Origin of the sequence: Cupriavidus sp. UGS-1 (genome assembly GCF_021213615.1) — a bacterium.
Taxonomy (GTDB): domain Bacteria; phylum Pseudomonadota; class Gammaproteobacteria; order Burkholderiales; family Burkholderiaceae; genus Cupriavidus.
Map to the genome: position 1 here is coordinate 390,838 of NZ_JAJQJF010000001.1, position 15,469 is coordinate 406,306.

13 protein-coding genes are annotated in these 15,469 nt (G+C 67.9%); 5 read left to right on the top strand and 8 right to left on the bottom strand.

The window, feature by feature from the left end; genetic code table 11:
- Window positions 1–10 precede the first annotated feature (10 nt).
- The 3 genes from LRR16_RS01665 to xsc form a co-directional block, all read right to left on the bottom strand.
- Window positions 11–382: a nuclear transport factor 2 family protein gene (locus LRR16_RS01665; protein WP_043437690.1), complete on the bottom strand. Its 372-nt coding sequence runs from the start codon at window positions 380–382 to the stop codon at window positions 11–13.
- A gap of 406 nt (window positions 383–788) precedes the next feature.
- Window positions 789–2,189 (bottom strand): amino acid permease, encoded by a 1,401-nt coding sequence (locus LRR16_RS01670; protein ID WP_232204715.1) that lies wholly within the window; start codon window positions 2,187–2,189, stop codon window positions 789–791.
- Window positions 2,190–2,391: 202 nt separating this feature from the next.
- Window positions 2,392–4,194 carry a sulfoacetaldehyde acetyltransferase gene (gene xsc / locus LRR16_RS01675; RefSeq protein WP_064576374.1) on the bottom strand — a complete coding sequence of 601 codons (1,803 nt, stop codon included), beginning with the start codon at window positions 4,192–4,194 and terminating at the stop codon, window positions 2,392–2,394.
- 243 nt (window positions 4,195–4,437) lie between these two features.
- On the opposite strand from xsc, the gene LRR16_RS01680 reads away from it, so the two are divergent.
- Entirely contained in the window at window positions 4,438–5,412 is a 975-nt protein-coding gene (locus LRR16_RS01680) for an AAA family ATPase (protein WP_370646732.1), read from the top strand.
- A gap of 2 nt (window positions 5,413–5,414) precedes the next feature.
- On the top strand, window positions 5,415–7,247 hold the full coding sequence (locus tag LRR16_RS01685) for a cobalt chelatase (protein ID WP_232204601.1): 1,833 nt from the start codon (window positions 5,415–5,417) through the stop codon (window positions 7,245–7,247).
- Here the strand turns inward: LRR16_RS01685 and LRR16_RS01690 are convergent.
- The 4 genes from LRR16_RS01690 to pta form a co-directional block, all read right to left on the bottom strand.
- Window positions 7,244–8,539 (bottom strand): HipA domain-containing protein, encoded by a 1,296-nt coding sequence (locus LRR16_RS01690; RefSeq protein WP_232204602.1) that lies wholly within the window; start codon window positions 8,537–8,539, stop codon window positions 7,244–7,246. The genes LRR16_RS01685 and LRR16_RS01690 overlap by 4 nt on opposite strands.
- On the bottom strand, window positions 8,536–8,808 hold the full coding sequence (locus LRR16_RS01695; RefSeq protein ID WP_082928562.1) for a helix-turn-helix domain-containing protein: 273 nt from the start codon (window positions 8,806–8,808) through the stop codon (window positions 8,536–8,538). The genes LRR16_RS01690 and LRR16_RS01695 overlap by 4 nt, the downstream gene beginning before the upstream one ends.
- Before the next feature lie 192 nt (window positions 8,809–9,000).
- Entirely contained in the window at window positions 9,001–9,774 is a 774-nt protein-coding gene (locus LRR16_RS01700; protein WP_232204603.1) for a sulfite exporter TauE/SafE family protein, read from the bottom strand.
- Window positions 9,771–10,859 (bottom strand): phosphate acetyltransferase, encoded by a 1,089-nt coding sequence (gene pta, locus LRR16_RS01705; protein ID WP_232204604.1) that lies wholly within the window; start codon window positions 10,857–10,859, stop codon window positions 9,771–9,773. Before pta ends, LRR16_RS01700 begins: the two co-directional genes overlap by 4 nt.
- Window positions 10,860–11,356: 497 nt before the next feature.
- Here pta and tauA point away from each other — a divergent pair, with 497 nt between their 5' ends.
- From tauA to LRR16_RS01720, 3 genes are all read left to right on the top strand, one after another.
- Entirely contained in the window at window positions 11,357–12,367 is a 1,011-nt protein-coding gene (gene tauA / locus LRR16_RS01710) for a taurine ABC transporter substrate-binding protein (RefSeq protein WP_006576510.1), read from the top strand.
- A 56-nt stretch (window positions 12,368–12,423) separates the two neighbouring features.
- Window positions 12,424–13,206, top strand: a complete 783-nt coding sequence (locus LRR16_RS01715) for a taurine ABC transporter ATP-binding protein (protein ID WP_006576511.1) — start codon at window positions 12,424–12,426, stop codon at window positions 13,204–13,206.
- A 70-nt stretch (window positions 13,207–13,276) separates the two neighbouring features.
- Window positions 13,277–14,149 (top strand): ABC transporter permease, encoded by an 873-nt coding sequence (locus LRR16_RS01720; protein ID WP_043437944.1) that lies wholly within the window; start codon window positions 13,277–13,279, stop codon window positions 14,147–14,149.
- 197 nt (window positions 14,150–14,346) lie between these two features.
- On the opposite strand, the gene LRR16_RS01725 is transcribed toward LRR16_RS01720, so the two are convergent.
- Complete coding sequence (locus tag LRR16_RS01725) at window positions 14,347–15,132, bottom strand: IclR family transcriptional regulator (RefSeq protein ID WP_083492543.1); 786 nt, start codon at window positions 15,130–15,132, stop codon at window positions 14,347–14,349.
- Window positions 15,133–15,469: the final 337 nt, after the last annotated feature.

The window sequence follows — 15,469 nt, forward strand, 5'->3', positions numbered from 1 at the left end:
ACGCGTTCGATCAGCCGCGCGAACCGGCCGCCAGCGCGGGACGGTCCTTGCGATAGGCGTTCTTGACCGCGATCTTGCCGTCGCGGAAGGTGAACACGTCGACCATGCGCGCCTCGATGCGCGAGCCGTCGGCTTTGGTGCCGCGGAACGTCGATTCGCTGACGCCGCGGTCGCCGCAGACGAAATGCTCGCCGTCGAGCCAGGCGGCGTCGGGGAAGGTCTGCCACGCCAGCTGGAAGCCCTCGCGCACCGCTTCGCGGCCGCTGAACGTGCGGCCGAACAGCTCGCCGCCGGCCACCGCGTGGAACACGCAGTCGTCGGTCATGAACGACATCAGCGCGTCGATGTCGTGGCGGTTCCAGGCGTCGCTGAAGGCCTGCAGCGTGGCGGCGGTGACGCCGCCGCTGGCGCCACCGGCCTGCTGTCCGGACGGGTTGCTGTCGGGCGCGACGATGGCTTCGGTGCCGGCCTGCTTGCTTGCGTACTCCACTTGAATCTCCTCGATGTTGTTGCGGTCCGCGCGGCAGCGGACCAGGTCCTTTGCACGTTCCCAGCATAGGGAAGCGCCGGGACGCGCTGTAGGGCCAGTTGGATGGAATCGATTGGGCCAGCGTTTGCCGCTGGTGGAAACGCTGACCCTCTCCCCCAGCCCCTCTCCCGCATGGCGGGAGCGGGGAGCGCGTCATCGGCGTTTGATATGTCGCAGCGTTCGGGGCTCGTCTCCCCCTCTCCCGCTTGCGGGAGAGGGGTTGGGGAGAGGGCAAGGCGCTCGCCAGCCTCTGTAAGCGTCAAAACCGATGCACTTCGGCCCGCGGCATGTCGCCCAGATGCTGCTGATGCGGATCGATCTCGTTCTCGCGCAACGCCGCGCCGCGGCGGTACTGCCGACGCACCAGGTAGACCAGCAGCAGGATGCCGAGGCTGACCACCCCGAGCAGCAGCGGCTTGCGCTGGTCCGGAATGAAAGCCATTGCGATCACGATGCCGGCCATGCCGATGATCGCCACATAGGTCAGATACGGATACATCCACATGCGCACGCGCAGCTTTTCCGGCGCCTCGCGTTCGAGCCGCGCGCGCAGACGCAGCTGCGATACCGCGATCAGGATGTAGACGAAGATCGCGACCGTGCCGTAGGAGTTGACCAGGAAGGCGAACACCGTATCGGGCGACACGTAGGACATCACCACCGCGGCATAACCGAACAGCGTCGAGAACAAGATCGCGCGGACCGGCACGCCATTGCGGTTCAATTTGGCCAGCGCGGCCGGTGCATCGCCGCGGCGCGTCAGCGCGAAGATCATCCGCGACGACGCATACAGGCCCGAGTTCAGCGCCGACAGCACCGCGGTCAGCACCACCGCGTTCATCACCTGGGCGGCGCCACGGATGCCCATCGCGTCGAGCGCGCTGACGTACGGGGTGACGATGCCCGGCGAGTTCCACGGCACCAGGCACACCACCAGCAGCACCGAGCCGACGTAGAACACCAGCACGCGCGTGATCACCGAGTGGGTCGCCTTGGCCACCGCCTTCTGCGGCTCCGCGGTTTCGGCCGCGGCGATCGTGACGATCTCCGCGCCGAAGTAGAAGCCCGTCGCGGCGACGGCGCCGGTCAGCACCGGCATGATGCCGTTGGGTGCGAACCCGCCGTGCGCGCTCAGGTTGGCGACGCTGGGCGCGGTATCGGGCCACATGCCCAGCACGAACAGGCCGGCCAGGAACAGGAACACGACGATCGCGGCCACCTTGATCGACGCGAACCAGAATTCGAACTCGCCGAAGGACTTGACCGAGAACAGGTTGGTCAGCGTCAGCATCACCAGCAGCACCAGGCTGATGGCCCAGGACGGAACGTCGGGCAGCCAGTAGCGGATCAGGTCCGCTCCCGCCACCGCTTCGATGGCGACCACGATGACCCAGAAGTACCAGTACATCCAGCCGGTCAGGAAGCTGGCCAGCGCTCCGGTCTGGGGCTTGTCGCGCCATGCTTCGCGCGCGTATTCGTAGAAGGAGCCGACGGTGGGCAGCGCGCACGCCATCTCGCCCAGCATCCGCATCACCAGCACCACCAGCATGCCGGTCAGCAGGAAGGAAAGGACGGCCGCCGGGCCGGCCGACTTGATCACCACGCCGCTGCCGACGAACAGTCCGGCACCGATCACGCCGCCGAGCGCGATCATCGTCATGTGGCGCTGTTTCAGGCTGTGCTTGAGGCCGCGCGAGCCCTCGGGGTTATCCAGCAATTTTTGTCTCCAGTGCTTCTCATGATGGTGTCGTCACGGCGTCGCTGTCTTTGTTCTGTCTGTCCGGGGCCGCATTGCTGCGGCGGCCCCGAAGGCCGTGATCGCGCGGCGCGGCAGGGCCGCACCGCGCGCCTCGTTGCTTCCGTTATACGTAATCCTTGTACTTGTCGAGCAGGCGGACCGGCTTGGACAAGGCATCGCGGCGGAACGGATCGCCCAGTTCGCGGGTGCACATGATTTCCACGATGGTGGTCTTGCCGTGGTTCATCTGCAGGTCGATGGCCTTCTTCAGCGCCGGGCCGACATCCTCGAGCCGGTCGACCACGATGCCTTCGGCGCCCATCGCGCGGGCGATGTTGGCGAAGCTCGGGTTGTCCAGCTCGCCGGCGACGAAGCGGCGATTGTAGAAGTCGACCTGGTTCTTCTTCTCCGCGCCCCATTGGCGGTTGTGGAAGACCACCGCGGTGACCGGGATGTTGTGGCGTACGCAGGTCATGGTCTCCATCAGGCTCATGCCCCAGGCACCGTCACCGGCGTACGAGATCGCCGGCCGGTGCGGCGCCGCGACCTTGGCGCCGATGATGGTCGGGAAGGCGTAGCCGCAGTTGCCCCAGCTCATCGCCGCGAAGAAGCTGCGCGGCTTCTCGAAGCGCAGATAGCTGTTGGCCACCGAGTTGATGTTGCCGATGTCGGTCGACACCATCACGTCGGCCGGCATCGCCTTCTCGAGCTCGCGCAGCACCTGGCGCGGATGCAGGTAGGTGCCGCCATTCGGCGTCCGTTCGTTCTTCTGCTCCTCGATCATGTCCAGGCTGAACGGGTCGCGCTCGTGCGTCCACTCGTCCAGTTCCTTCTCCCAGGCGGCCTTCTCGGTAGCGATCTGGTCGGCGCGCGCGGCGCGGGTCGCGTCGCAGGCCAGCGTGCGGTTGGCCAGCCGTTCGGTCAGCGCGACGGCGGCCGCCTTGGCGTCGCCGCAGATGCCGACCGAGATCTTCTTGACCAGGCCGAGCATCTTGTGGTCGGCGTCGATCTGGATGATCTTGGCCGTCTTCGGCCAGTAGTCCATGCCGTGCTGCGGCAGCGTGCCGAACGGTCCCAGCCGCGAACCGAGCGCCACCACGACGTCGGCGCGCGAGATCAGCTTCATCGCCGCCTTCGAGCCCTGATAGCCGAGCGGACCGCACCACAGCGGGTGGCTCGCGGGGAAGGAGTCGTTGTGCAGATAGCTGTTGACCACCGGCGCGCCCAGCCGCTCGGCCAGCGCCTTGCATTCCTCGACGCCATCGGCCATCACCACGCCGCCGCCGGAGATGATCACCGGGAACTTGGCCTGCGCCAGCAGTTCGGCCGCTTCGTTCAGGCTCTGCTCGCCGCCCGGGCCGCGGTCCAGCCGGCGCGGCTGCGGAATCTCGGCCTTGATCTGGCCGTAGAAGTAGTCGCGCGGAATGTTCAGTTGGGTCGGGCCCATCTCGGCCATCGCGCGATCGAAGCAGCGGCCGGTGAATTCGGCCATGCGCGCCGGATTGGTGACGTGGCCCTGGTACTTGGTGAACTCCTGGAACATCGGCAACTGGTTGGCTTCCTGGAAGCCGCCCAGGCCGATGCCCATGGTGCCGGCCTCGGGCGTGACGATCACCACCGGGCTGTGCGCCCAGTAGGCCGCGGCAATCGCGGTCACGCAGTTGCTGATGCCGGGGCCGTTCTGGCCGATCACGACGCCGTGGCGGCCCGACACGCGCGCATAGCCGTCGGCCATATGACCGGCGCCCTGCTCATGCACGACCGGGATCAGGCGGATGCCGGCGGGCGCGAAGATGTCCATCGCGTCCATGAAGGCCGAACCCATGATGCCGAACATATCGGTCACGCCGTTGGCGGCGAGGGTTTCGACAAAGGCCTCGGAAGGCGTCATGGCTTGCGGGCCGGCGGTGGGGGTGTGGTCGGACATGCTTGCGGTCTCCGGTAGGTTGGGATCGTTGTGACTCATAAAACGGTACGGTATGTACCGAAAACTGTTGTTTGGCTGAAATGTAGGACGGACCTTGAGCATCGTCAATAGGAAAATCCATTATTCGGTATGAGTTGTACCTGAAAGTGAGACTGGGATAAGATGACCTCGTGAACAGCCGGCGGCGGGCATGCGCCTGCGCGGCGCGTCGAAGTAGTCCAGCCTTATCCAGGAGAAACCGAAGTGGCGATCGACCTTGCCAGCGTGACGCCGGACCGGATGGTGTCGGTGCGTGAAGTGTTCGGCATCGACAGCGCGATGCGGGTGCCGGCCTTCGGCGTGCGCGACGATCACGTGCCGGAGATCGATCCGGGCTACCGCTTCGAACCGGAGGTCACGCTGGCGATCCTGTCCGGCTTCGTCAGCAACCGCCGGGTGCTGGTGCAGGGCATGCATGGCACCGGCAAGTCGACCCATATCGAGCAGGTGGCGGCGCGGCTTAACTGGCCGTGCGTACGCGTCAACCTCGATGGGCATATCGGCCGCATGGACCTGGTCGGGCGCGACACCGTGGTGCTGCGCGACGGCCAGCAGGTCACCGAATTCCAGGAGGGCATCGTGCCGTGGGCGCTGCAGCGGCCGATCGCGCTGGTCTTCGACGAATACGACGCGGGCCGGCCGGACGTGATGTTCGTGATCCAGCGCGTGCTCGAGCGCGATGGACGGTTCACGCTGCTGGACCAGAACCGCGTGATCCAGCCGCATCCGTTCTTCCGGCTGTTCGCGACCGCCAACACGGTCGGGCTCGGCAATCTGACCGGCATGTATCACGGCACCCACCTGCTGAACCACGCGCAGATCGACCGCTGGAACGTGGTGGCGACGCTGGACTATCTGCCGCGCGAGGCGGAGATCGACATCGTGCTGGCACGCGTGCCGGAACTGGCCGATGCGGCCGGACGCGAACTGGTTGGCGCGATGGTCAGCGTCGCGCAGCTGACGCGCCAGGGGTTTGCGGCGGGCGATGTCTCGACGCTGATGTCGCCGCGCACCGTGATCGCCTGGGCCGAGAACTGCCAGATCTTTCGCGATCCGGCGCTGGCGTTCCGGCTCAGCTTCCTGAACAAGTGCGAGCCGGGCGAGCGCCCGATCGTGGCCGAGTATTTCCAGCGCGGCTTCGGTACCGAGCTGGAGCCCTGCGGCGACGCGGCGGCCTGACGATGTCGACGTCGACGTCGACGAGCGCCGAGGCCGCGGACCCCGCGGCCGGCGCGATCGCGGAGCCTGCGCTGCCACCGTTGCCGGCGGCGGTGCAGCGCCGGCGCGAGGCGTTGTGCGCCGCCGTGCTGCGCGCGCTGGCGGGGGACGCCGCCTTGCATTACCGCGCGGGAAGGCCATGGCGCGGCCAACGGCCGTTGCCGCTGCAGGCGCCGCACCTGCTGACCGATGCCGGCCGCGATTCCTTCCCCGACCTGCGCGGCAGCGTGGACGCCGTCGCGCTGCGCCTGCGCCATGGCGATGCGGACCTGCATCGCGCGCTGCGGCCCGCCGACCCCGTCGCGCGGCTGCTGTTTGAACTGTTCGAGCAGTTGCGCTGCGAGACCCATCTGCCCGCCGGCATGCCGGGTGTGGCCGCCAACCTTCACGCCCGCTTCGAACGATGGTCGCTGGCGTTCCATCGCTCCGGGCTGACCGAAGGGCGTTTCGGCATCCTGGTCTACACGGTGGCGCAGGTGGTCTGGTCGCGCCTGTCGGGCCGGCCGGTGGTCGAGGAGACCGAGGACCTGATCGAGGCCACGCGCGCGGCGATCGTGCCTGCGCTGGGCACCGCGCTGGCCGGCATGCGGCGCACGCGCGCCGACCAGCGCGCCTTTGCCGAACACGCGCTGGCCGCGGCGGAGATGGTGGCCGGGATGCTGCGCGACGATGCCCGTCGCGCAGGCCTGGCCGACGACGATGGGCGTGAAGCGCACGAATCCGTGCGCGACGGCTTCTCGCTGCTGCTCGACTTCGAGGACGAGGCGTTGTTACAGGAAGCAGGCGGCGCGGGCACCGGCGGTGCTCGTGCCCGCGCCAACGAGGCCCGTGCGCCGGCCTACGCTGCCTTTACCACCCGCTACGACCGCGAGCTGCGCGCCGCCACGCTGGCGCGGCAGGCTTCGCTGCAGGCATGGCGCGAACGCCTGGACCGGCGCATCGTCGGCGGCGGCATCAATCCGGTCCGCATCGCTCGCACGTTGTCGTCGGCCTTCGCGCTGCCGGCCGCCGATGGATGGTCGTCCGGCGACGAAGAGGGCCGGCTCGACCGCAGCCGGCTCGCGCAGCTTGCCTGTGCCGGCGGACAGCCGCGCATCTTCCGCCAGCCCCGCCTGCAGCCTCGCACCGATGCGGTGCTGGCGTTCCTGATCGATTGCTCGGGCTCGATGAAGGCGCATGTCGACCAGATCGCCTTGCTGGTCGATGTGATGACCCGCGCGGCCGATGCCGCGGGCCTCGCCACCGAAGTGCTCGGCTTCACCACCGGCGCCTGGAACGGCGGCCGCGTGGCGCGCGACTGGCAGGCGGCGGGCCGCCCGCCGTCACCGGGCCGCCTCAACGAGGTCTGCCATCTGGTGTTCAAGGATGCCGATACCAGCTGGCGCCGCGCACGCACCGGCATCGCCGCGCTGTTCAAGGCCGATCTGTTTCGCGAAGGCATCGACGGCGAAGCGGTCGACTGGGCCTGCGCCCGCCTGCTGTCCCGCCCGCAGTCGCGGCGTCTTCTGGTGGTGGTATCCGACGGCAGCCCGATGGACCGCGCCACCGCGCAGGCCAACGGCGAACGGCTGCTGGACGACCATCTGAAGGACGTGGCGGCCCGCCACGAGGCCCAGGGGCGGATCGAACTGATGGGGCTCGGCGTCGACCTGGACCTGAGCCCTTACTACCGGCGCCACTTTCCGCTGGATACCACCCGGCCGCTGGATACGGCGGCGATCGATGCCATTGCGAGGTGGGTGGGGGAGTGGGGGGCGCTCGGCGCAAGGCTGACGCCGAGTCCGGGCGCCGGCTAGCGTTGCAGTTGCCTCGACATCTGCGCGAGCGGCATGAAAAGGATGGAGTTCAATATCCGCATTTCACCTGCATCAGGTTGGGCCTCAGCCACGACCTGCTCGACGACCTCACCCTTGGCGCGTTCCAGCGTGGCGAGCAACGCGTCGAGTTCGGTCGCCGCTCCACCTTCGGACAGGCCCAATTCCACGCCGGCCTGTATCACGTCGTCACGGCGTATGTCGCGGAAATGGCGGGCGTTGCCGATCGGCATGGTCAATTCGGAGTCCGGCCAGAACGGGTCGTTGTTTCGGTAGGTGACCGTGTCATAGACCACGGTGCTGACCAGATCGTAGAAAGGCGCGAGCGCATAGCCGCGCGGCCCGCTGAAAAAGGACAGATTCTTCATGTGTGCGTCGCCATTGCCGATCAGCACATTGAAGGCGATCCACCGATACAGCGCCAGGCGCGACGCGGTGCGTTGCAAGGTCAGCGCGATCAGTTGTTTCACGGTCTCAGTCGAGCTCTGCGCATACTTGAGGACGCGGCTCTTTCCCCGTATCTGCATGCCGTCGATGACATGACGCCGCCAGATCCGCCCATCGGCGCTGCGGCGGTCGAATCGCGCCACGGCGAACACGGGCGCCGGTACGCGAAGAAAGGCGGTGGCGGGAACGGGAAGGCCAGCGCGTGCGGCCAGCCGCATGCAAAACAACTCGTTGATCGCGGTGTGGCGCCAGGTCTCGGATCGGGAATCCGGCTTCAGGATATGCGTCGACGGTTCCGCGCCGACGGGTTCCCAGATGCTCCAGTGTCCCGGTCCGCCCTCGAGAATCGCGGCGAGCTTGTGTTGGGCACCCGCGACCGACATGTGTTTGGGGGCGTTCGCATCGAGAGGGCGGCGGGGCAAGTCGAGAATCCGCGCGTTCAATGTTTCCAGCGGAAGAGGAACGCGCCCGGGCGCCGGCTCGTCGGCGCCGGGCGGCAGCAGCGTGATGGCGCCAGCGGACTCGGCCCCGTAGTAGGCGAGCATCGACCATGCGTCGTCGACGTCCAGCCTTGCCGCCGTCGCCAACAAGCCGCGTTGCTCTTCCTCCGGCAAGAGGTTGTCGAAGAACCATTGCACCGGGCGATCGGTACTGGCGTCCGTTTGGCGGCCAGGCTGCAACGGCAAGTCGGGACACAAGGCAAACCGGTCTGGGCGCTGCAGCCACAGCGGGTCGTATTCAAAGCTCCAGACGCCGTTGTCCTCGACCAGCTTGCCGATCCCGATGCCATTGGCACTTGCCATCAACGTCCGCGAATCGCCGTTCATTTCCGCACCCGCCGTTTGGTGACCGTCTTGGGGTTCGCCATCCATGGTTCGACATCGAAGGCTTCGGCGGACAGCAACACGCCCAGCTCGCGCAGCAGGTGCAGGACCTTTCCCAATTGGGCCGTGGATTTTCCCGCTTCGACGTTGGAGATGAAAGTTGGTGACAGGCCTGTACCCCGCGCCACTTCATCGCGGGTGAGCCGTTGGGACAGGCGAGCGGCGCGGACCAGTTGCCCGAGCACTTCAGGGTCGGAGATGGGGACGTGCATGGCACGATACCGTAGTCGATCGGCATCATTATAGGGCGAATGTCCGATTTGGGGAGCTTATCGTATTCGCTCGAATACTTTATACCGGTTCTTGCGCCAGGGCAGGTATAAAGAGTGCGATCGTAATCTTTATGATCATGTCGAGCGTTGAAGACTGATAAGGATTACGATCGGCAACGTTAACCCGAGAGCCTAAGTGGAGGGGGCCCCAAACCACTGCCACAGCGCTCCCACCATCAAGTACGCACCCAGCACGACCAGCACGCCAAACGCGACCCTTCGCGTGGCTTCCGTCGACAGCGGCGGCGGGAAGCGCCGTGCCGCGATCGTGCTCAGGGCCACGACCGGGAAGGCCAGCGCGGCCTGCAGCCACACGTCGCCGGCCAGCTCGCCTTGCCAGGCGCTGTAGGCGGTGCGGACGGCCGAAGTGGTGGTGAAGACCAGGATCAGCGCGCAGCGGATCTGCACCATGTTCAGCGGCTGACGGTAGAACTGGAAGATCAGCGGCGGCCCCGAGACGCCGAACAGGCCGCTGAGCAGGCCGCCGCAGACGCCGCTGACGAAGAAGCTGCCGTCGCCGGAGCGGCTTGGCAGCGCGGCGGGGCGCAGCGCGGCGCCGATGCCGCCATACAGCACGACCGCACCGAGCATCAGCTGCAGCACGCCGGCGGCGGTGCCGCTCAGGTAGTGCAGCAGCACGACACCGGCGACCACCGACGGCAGGATGCCGAGCGTGGCGGCCCGCACCGCGCGCCAGTCGATATGGTGCAGCTTGCCCGGCAGCGCCAGCGCGCCGTTGGCGAGCGTCAGCAGGCTGACCAGCGCGGCCAGCGTGGCGACCGGTGCCAGATGCAGGCCGCTGGCCGCGCCCATCACGATCAGACCCATGCCGAACCCGGTCACGGTCTGGAAGTAGCTGCCGAGCCCGAGCAGAGCCAGTACCGGCAGCAAGGTTTCGAGATTCATCGGGACTGCGCGGCTCCCGATGGCGGCGTGGCGGCAGGCAGGTCGATGGGCAGCGCCATCTGCGCGCCGGCATCGCCGTCTTCGAGGTCCGCGGCCTGTGCCTGCACCACGGTCACCGCGATCACATGGAAGATGTCGTCGGCGCTGCAGCCGCGCGACAGATCGTTGGCGGGGCGCCGCAAGCCCTGCAGCATCGGTCCGATCGCCACCGCGCCGCCCAGCCGCTCGGCCAGCTTGTAGCCGATATTGCCGGCCTCCAGGCTCGGGAACACCAGCACGTTGGCATGCCCGTGCACCTGCGACGCCGGCAGCTTGCGCTCGGCGATCTCGGCGACGATCGCCGCGTCGAGCTGCACGTCGCCGTCGATCGCCAGGCCGGGCCGCAGCGCACGCACGCGCTGCGTCGCCGCGGCGACCTTGTCCACGGCGGCGTGGTGGGCGCTGCCATTGGTCGAGAACGACAGCATCGCCACGCGCGGCGTCTCCATCAGCAGGCTCTGCGCGCTGTCGGCGGCGGCCATCGCGATCTCGGACAGCGCTTCGGCGTCCGGGTCGATCACCAGGCCGCAGTCGGAGAAGATCAGCCCGCCCTTCAGCGAGTGGAAGGGCTCGCAGAACATCATCAGGAAGAAGCTCGATACCAGGCGGAACGACGGCGCGATGCCGATGATCTGGATCGCGTGGCGCACCACGTCGGCAGTGGTATGGACCGCACCGGCCACCGAGCCGTCGGCGTCGCCGGCCCGCACCATCAGGTTGGCGAAGCACAGCGGCGCCAGCACGTCGCGTTGCGCCTGCTCGGGCGTCATCCCCTTCGATCGGCGCAGCGCCAGCCATTGCTCGGCGTAGCGGTCCCGCTGCGCAGCGCTGGCCGGGTCCACCACGTCCAGGCCGTCCAGCGCGATGCCGTGCCGCTCGGCGGCATCGGCGATGCGGGCGGCATCGCCGACCAGCACGATGCGCGCGATGCCTTCTTCCGTGGCGCGCCGCGCGCCCTGCAGCACGCGCGGATCCTCCGCCTCGCACAGCACGACGCGCCGGGGGGACGAGCGCGCGCGCTCGATGATGCGGTGGATCGCTTTCATGGCGGATACGGTGAATAAAAAAGCGGGATGAAACGTACCGAAAACGGGATTTGACCGAAGCATAGGCCGGCTGGCCCTCGCGGTCAACAAAAATCTCGAAAAACGGTACGTCATGCGCACTAAAACGGGACACAAGGGACCGTCATGGTGCGATGGAAGGGCGCGCGCGGCTGGCAGCGGAGCCGAATACGGTGCCGTTCGGCGGCCGGTCCGTGCTTGGACCCACGATTGCCGCCCAGTGGCACTATGGCGCGCGCCACCCGCTGCCTACGATAGCGCTACCCAACGTGCAAGGCGTTGGCCGCCGATTGCCGCCACGATGCGGCGACGGCCGATCAAAGGACGCGACAGCCGTCCACTGCAAGGAGACATTGGCATGCGACCTGCTTCCAGTCTTCCCCTCCTCGAGTAGGCACCTCGCCGGTGCCTGGATTCTCCGTGCCGCTCCCTGGCTCCCTGCCGCGGCACGCAACCTGTCTTTCTTGAGGAATACGACGATGCGTTGGATCGAGCGTTGGATCAAGCAGTTCGCAACAGGCGCAGTGCTGGCCGCCGCCGTGCAGACGGGCGCGCTGGCACAGAGCAAGGAGGTGGTGATCGCCTACCAGGACATGGTGGTGCCATGGCGCCATGTGCAGGACGCCAAGGAGATCGAGAAGCAGACCGGCTACAAGGTGTCGTTCCGCCAGTTTTCCGGCGGCGGCGACGTGATTCGCGCGATGGCGTCGGGACAGATCGCGATCGGCGAGGCCGGCACCTCGCCGATTGCCTCGGCACTGTCCCAGGGGCTGGACGTCGAGCTGTTCTGGATTCTCGACGACATCAACGCCGCCGAGGCGATGGTCGCGCGCAACGGCACGCGCATCGACAGCGTCGCCGATCTGAAGGGCAAGCGCGTCGGCGTGCCGTTCGTCTCGACCACGCACTATCACACGCTGGTCGCGCTGGAGCAGGCCAAGGTCGATCCGAAGCAGGTCCGCATCATGAACATGCGGCCGCCGGAAGTCGCCGCGGCCTGGCAGCGCGGCGACATCGACGCGACGTTCATCTGGGACCCGGTGCTGGCGCGCATCAAGCCGACCGGCAAGGTGCTGCTGACCTCGGGGCAGATCGCGCAGTCGACCGGCAAGGCCACCTTCGACGGCATGATCGTCAGCAAGAAGTTCGCGCGGGAGAACCCGGACTTCATGGTCAAGTTCGTCAGGATGCTGGCCGCCGCGGATGACAGCTACCGCAAGAACAAGGCCGCGTGGACCGCCGATTCGCCGATGGTCAAGACCGTCGCGAAAGTGTCGGGCGCCAAGCCCGAGGACGTGCCGGGCAGCATGTCGCTGTACGCGTTCCCGACGCTGGAGGAGCAGGCTTCGGCGCGCTGGCTCGGCGGCGGCGCGGCCAAGGCCCTGCAGTCCGCGGCGCAGTTCCTGAAGGAGCAGGGCACGATCCAGACCGTGCTGCCGGACTACTCCGCCGGCGTCAATGCCGAGTGGGTCAAGCGGGCGATGCGTTGAGCCGCCGCCTGTCCAGTTCTTCCAGCGATTCGCCAACGACCCCACAGGGAGCCGAGATGGCCAAACTCGAAATCGACAACCTCAGCGTCAACTATGGCGGCGCGGGCGGTGCGCAGACGCTCGCGCTGTCGCAGGTCAACCTGACCATGGAACGCGGCGACTTCGTCGTCGCGCTGGGCGCCTCCGGCTGCGGCAAGACCACGCTGCTGTCCTGCATCGCCGGCTTCATGCAACCGTCCGAAGGCGAGATCCGGCTCGACGGCCGCGCCGTCAACGGGCCCGGCGCCGAACGCGGCGTCGTGTTCCAGAAGCATGCATTGATGCCGTGGCTCAACGTCGCGGACAACGTCGCGCTGGGTTTGCGCATGCGTGGCGCCGGCCGTGCCGAGCGGCTGCGCATCGCGCGCGACAAGCTGGCGCTGGTCGGGCTGGAGCATGTCGCGGACAAGCCGGTCTACCAGTTGTCGGGCGGCATGCAGCAGCGCGTCGGCATCGCGCGTGCGCTGGCCAACGATCCGGCGGTGATGCTGATGGACGAACCGCTGGGCGCGCTGGACGCGTTGACGCGCGAATCGATCCAGGCGCTGATCCTGCAACTGTGGGCGCGCGAGCAGAAGATCGTTTTCTTCATCACGCACAGCGTCGAGGAGGCGCTGTTCCTGGCCACACGGCTGATCGTGATGACGCCGTCGCCGGGCCGCATCGCCCACACCTACGAGCTGCCGTATGCGCGCCGCTATATCGAATGCGGCGATGCGCGCGCCGTCAAATCCGATCCGGATTTCATTCGCCACCGCGAGGAAATCGTCGACCTGATCCATGCCACGCCACAAGGATAAGCCGATGCCTGCCACCGTTCAGAGCCTGCCGGGCGCGACGCGCACGCCGGGCGCCCTCGTTGCCAACGAGATGTCTTCCACCACGAGCGCCACCATCGCATCGCCCGCATCGCCCGCCTCGCCGGCATCGCCAACGCGCAAGGTCCGCACGGTCTCCGGTTACCGGATGCCGGGCGAGGGCTCCAGCTCGCGCATTTCCGCGGTCACCGTGGTGTCGCTGCTGGTGCTGTGGTGGGTCGCCAGCCATTTCGGCTGGCTGCCGCCGCTGTTCCTGCCGACGCCGGAGTCGATCGGCAAGGCCTTTGTCGATGCGTGGAACGGCAATGTGCAGGGCGGCCTGCCGCTGCTCGACCATTTCTGGGCCAGCATGGTGCGCGTGTTCGGTGCCTTCGCGCTGGCGGCCGTCACCGCGGTGCCGGTCGGCGTGCTGATGGGCGTGTCGCGCATCGCGCGCGGCGTCTTCGATCCGCCGATCGAGTTCTACCGGCCGCTGCCGCCGCTGGCCTATCTGCCGCTGATCGTGATCTGGTTCGGCATCGACGAGACCTCGAAGATCCTGCTGATCTTCCTCGCCTGCTTCGCGCCGATGGCGATGTCAGCGCGCGCCGGCGTGCGTTCGGTGACGATCGAGCAGATCAACGCGGCCTATTCGATGGGCGCCACGCCGTGGCAGGTGATCCGCCATGTGGTGCTGCCCGCCGCGCTGCCCGACATCCTGACCGGCATGCGCATCGCGATCGGCTTCGGCTGGACCACGCTGGTCGCGGCCGAGATGGTGGCCGCCACCGCCGGCCTGGGCCAGATGGTGCTCAACGCCTCGAATTTCCTGCGTACCGACGTGGTGGTGATGGGCATCGTGCTGATCGGGCTGATCGCCTATGGCTTTGATCTGCTGATGCGTGCCGTGGAGAAGTGGCTGGTGCCGTGGAAGGGAAGGGCTTGAAGGGCTGATGCGCGATGCGGCTGGACTACTCCCCTCTCCCGCCTGCGGGAGAGGGGTTGGGGGAGAGGGCAGCCCGCGCTCGATTCACCGATCTCGCGGGCAGGACCGCCGTTGCCCTCTCCCTGCCCCCTCTCCCGCGCACGGGAGAGGGAACACCACCAGCGTGGCGAGCCACATCGATTGCCGGGCGCCCGCTGTCAGAACGTCGACGCCAGGTCCGCCGCCGCCTGCTGCAGCCGCGGCACGAATTCCAGCGAACGCGACAGCGGCGAGCGCACCGTCGGCGCATGGACGGCGAGGGCGGCCACCACCTGCCCGCGCTCGTCGCGCACCGGCACCGCCACGCAGCTGATGCCGGCGACGAACTCCTCGTTGTCGACGCCGATCTGCTTGTGCGCGCAGCGGTCCAGCTCGGCCTCGAGCAGTTCGACGTCGGTGATGGTGTTCTGCGTGAAGCGTTCCAGCGGCAGCTGCCGCACCAGCGCGCGGCGCTGTTCGCGCGGCAGCAGCCCGAGCAGCAGCTTGCCGCTGGCCGAGCAGTGCAGCGGCACATGAGAACCGGGCTTCAGGTCCAGCCGCAACGGCCAGGGCGCCTCCATGCGATCCAGGTAGAGCACCGCGCTCTCGTGCAGCATGGTCAGGTTGACGGTCTCGCCGATATCCTCGACCAGCCGCGACAGGATTGCGTGGCGCAGCTGGCGGGTGCCGGAATGCGTGACGATGGCCACGCCCAGCCGGGCCAGCCGCGGGCCGACCGCATAGGCATTGCGCGCGCCGGGTTCGCGGATCACCAGTCCGCCGGACTCGAGCGCGCCCAGCATCCGGTGCAGCGAGGCCTTCGGCGCCTCGAAGCCCTGCATGATCTCCGCCAGCGTCAGCGGCCGGTCGGCGGCGACCAGGAATTCGAGCAGCGCAAAGGCCCTCAGCGTCGGCGTGTCGCCGCGGTCGTTCGCCGCTTCGCTGGGCGGCGGCGAGGGCGGCACCGGGGCGGGCCGCGCGGCGCCCTTGGCTGCGGCGGCCGCGCCGGCCTTGGCGGCCCCGCGCGAGCGCGGAGCAGTCGCCGCGGCGGTGGTGGCGGTTTTCAAAGCGATTCCTCCGTTCCGGAAAACGAGACAAGGCGATTGTACTTCCGGAAGGGGCAGGGGTGCCAGGCGGGGGGGCAGGGCACGCGCCGGCCCTCTCCCCCACCCCTCTCCCGCCCGCGGGAGAGGGGAGCCGGGTTCGGATGTAGCAGTCATGTCAAGCCACCGGTTCGCTGCTCTCTCCCGGGAGAGAGCAGCCGAGTCGCACGCAGCAGTCACGTCCCGCCACCGGCTTGCT

Coding starts and splice junctions, on each gene's coding strand:
- LRR16_RS01670 (WP_232204715.1), bottom strand. CDS start 2,189: ATGACGATGATCGCGCTCGGCGGCGTGATCGGTGCCGGACTGTTCGTC.
- pta (WP_232204604.1), bottom strand. CDS start 10,859: ATGAAAGCGATCCACCGCATCATCGAGCGCGCGCGCTCGTCCCCCCGG.
- LRR16_RS01695 (WP_082928562.1), bottom strand. CDS start 8,808: ATGCACGTCCCCATCTCCGACCCTGAAGTGCTCGGGCAACTGGTCCGC.
- LRR16_RS01685 (WP_232204601.1), top strand. CDS start 5,415: ATGTCGACGTCGACGTCGACGAGCGCCGAGGCCGCGGACCCCGCGGCC.
- LRR16_RS01690 (WP_232204602.1), bottom strand. CDS start 8,539: ATGAACGGCGATTCGCGGACGTTGATGGCAAGTGCCAATGGCATCGGG.
- LRR16_RS01700 (WP_232204603.1), bottom strand. CDS start 9,774: ATGAATCTCGAAACCTTGCTGCCGGTACTGGCTCTGCTCGGGCTCGGC.
- xsc (WP_064576374.1), bottom strand. CDS start 4,194: ATGTCCGACCACACCCCCACCGCCGGCCCGCAAGCCATGACGCCTTCC.
- tauA (WP_006576510.1), top strand. CDS start 11,357: ATGCGTTGGATCGAGCGTTGGATCAAGCAGTTCGCAACAGGCGCAGTG.
- LRR16_RS01720 (WP_043437944.1), top strand. CDS start 13,277: ATGTCTTCCACCACGAGCGCCACCATCGCATCGCCCGCATCGCCCGCC.
- LRR16_RS01715 (WP_006576511.1), top strand. CDS start 12,424: ATGGCCAAACTCGAAATCGACAACCTCAGCGTCAACTATGGCGGCGCG.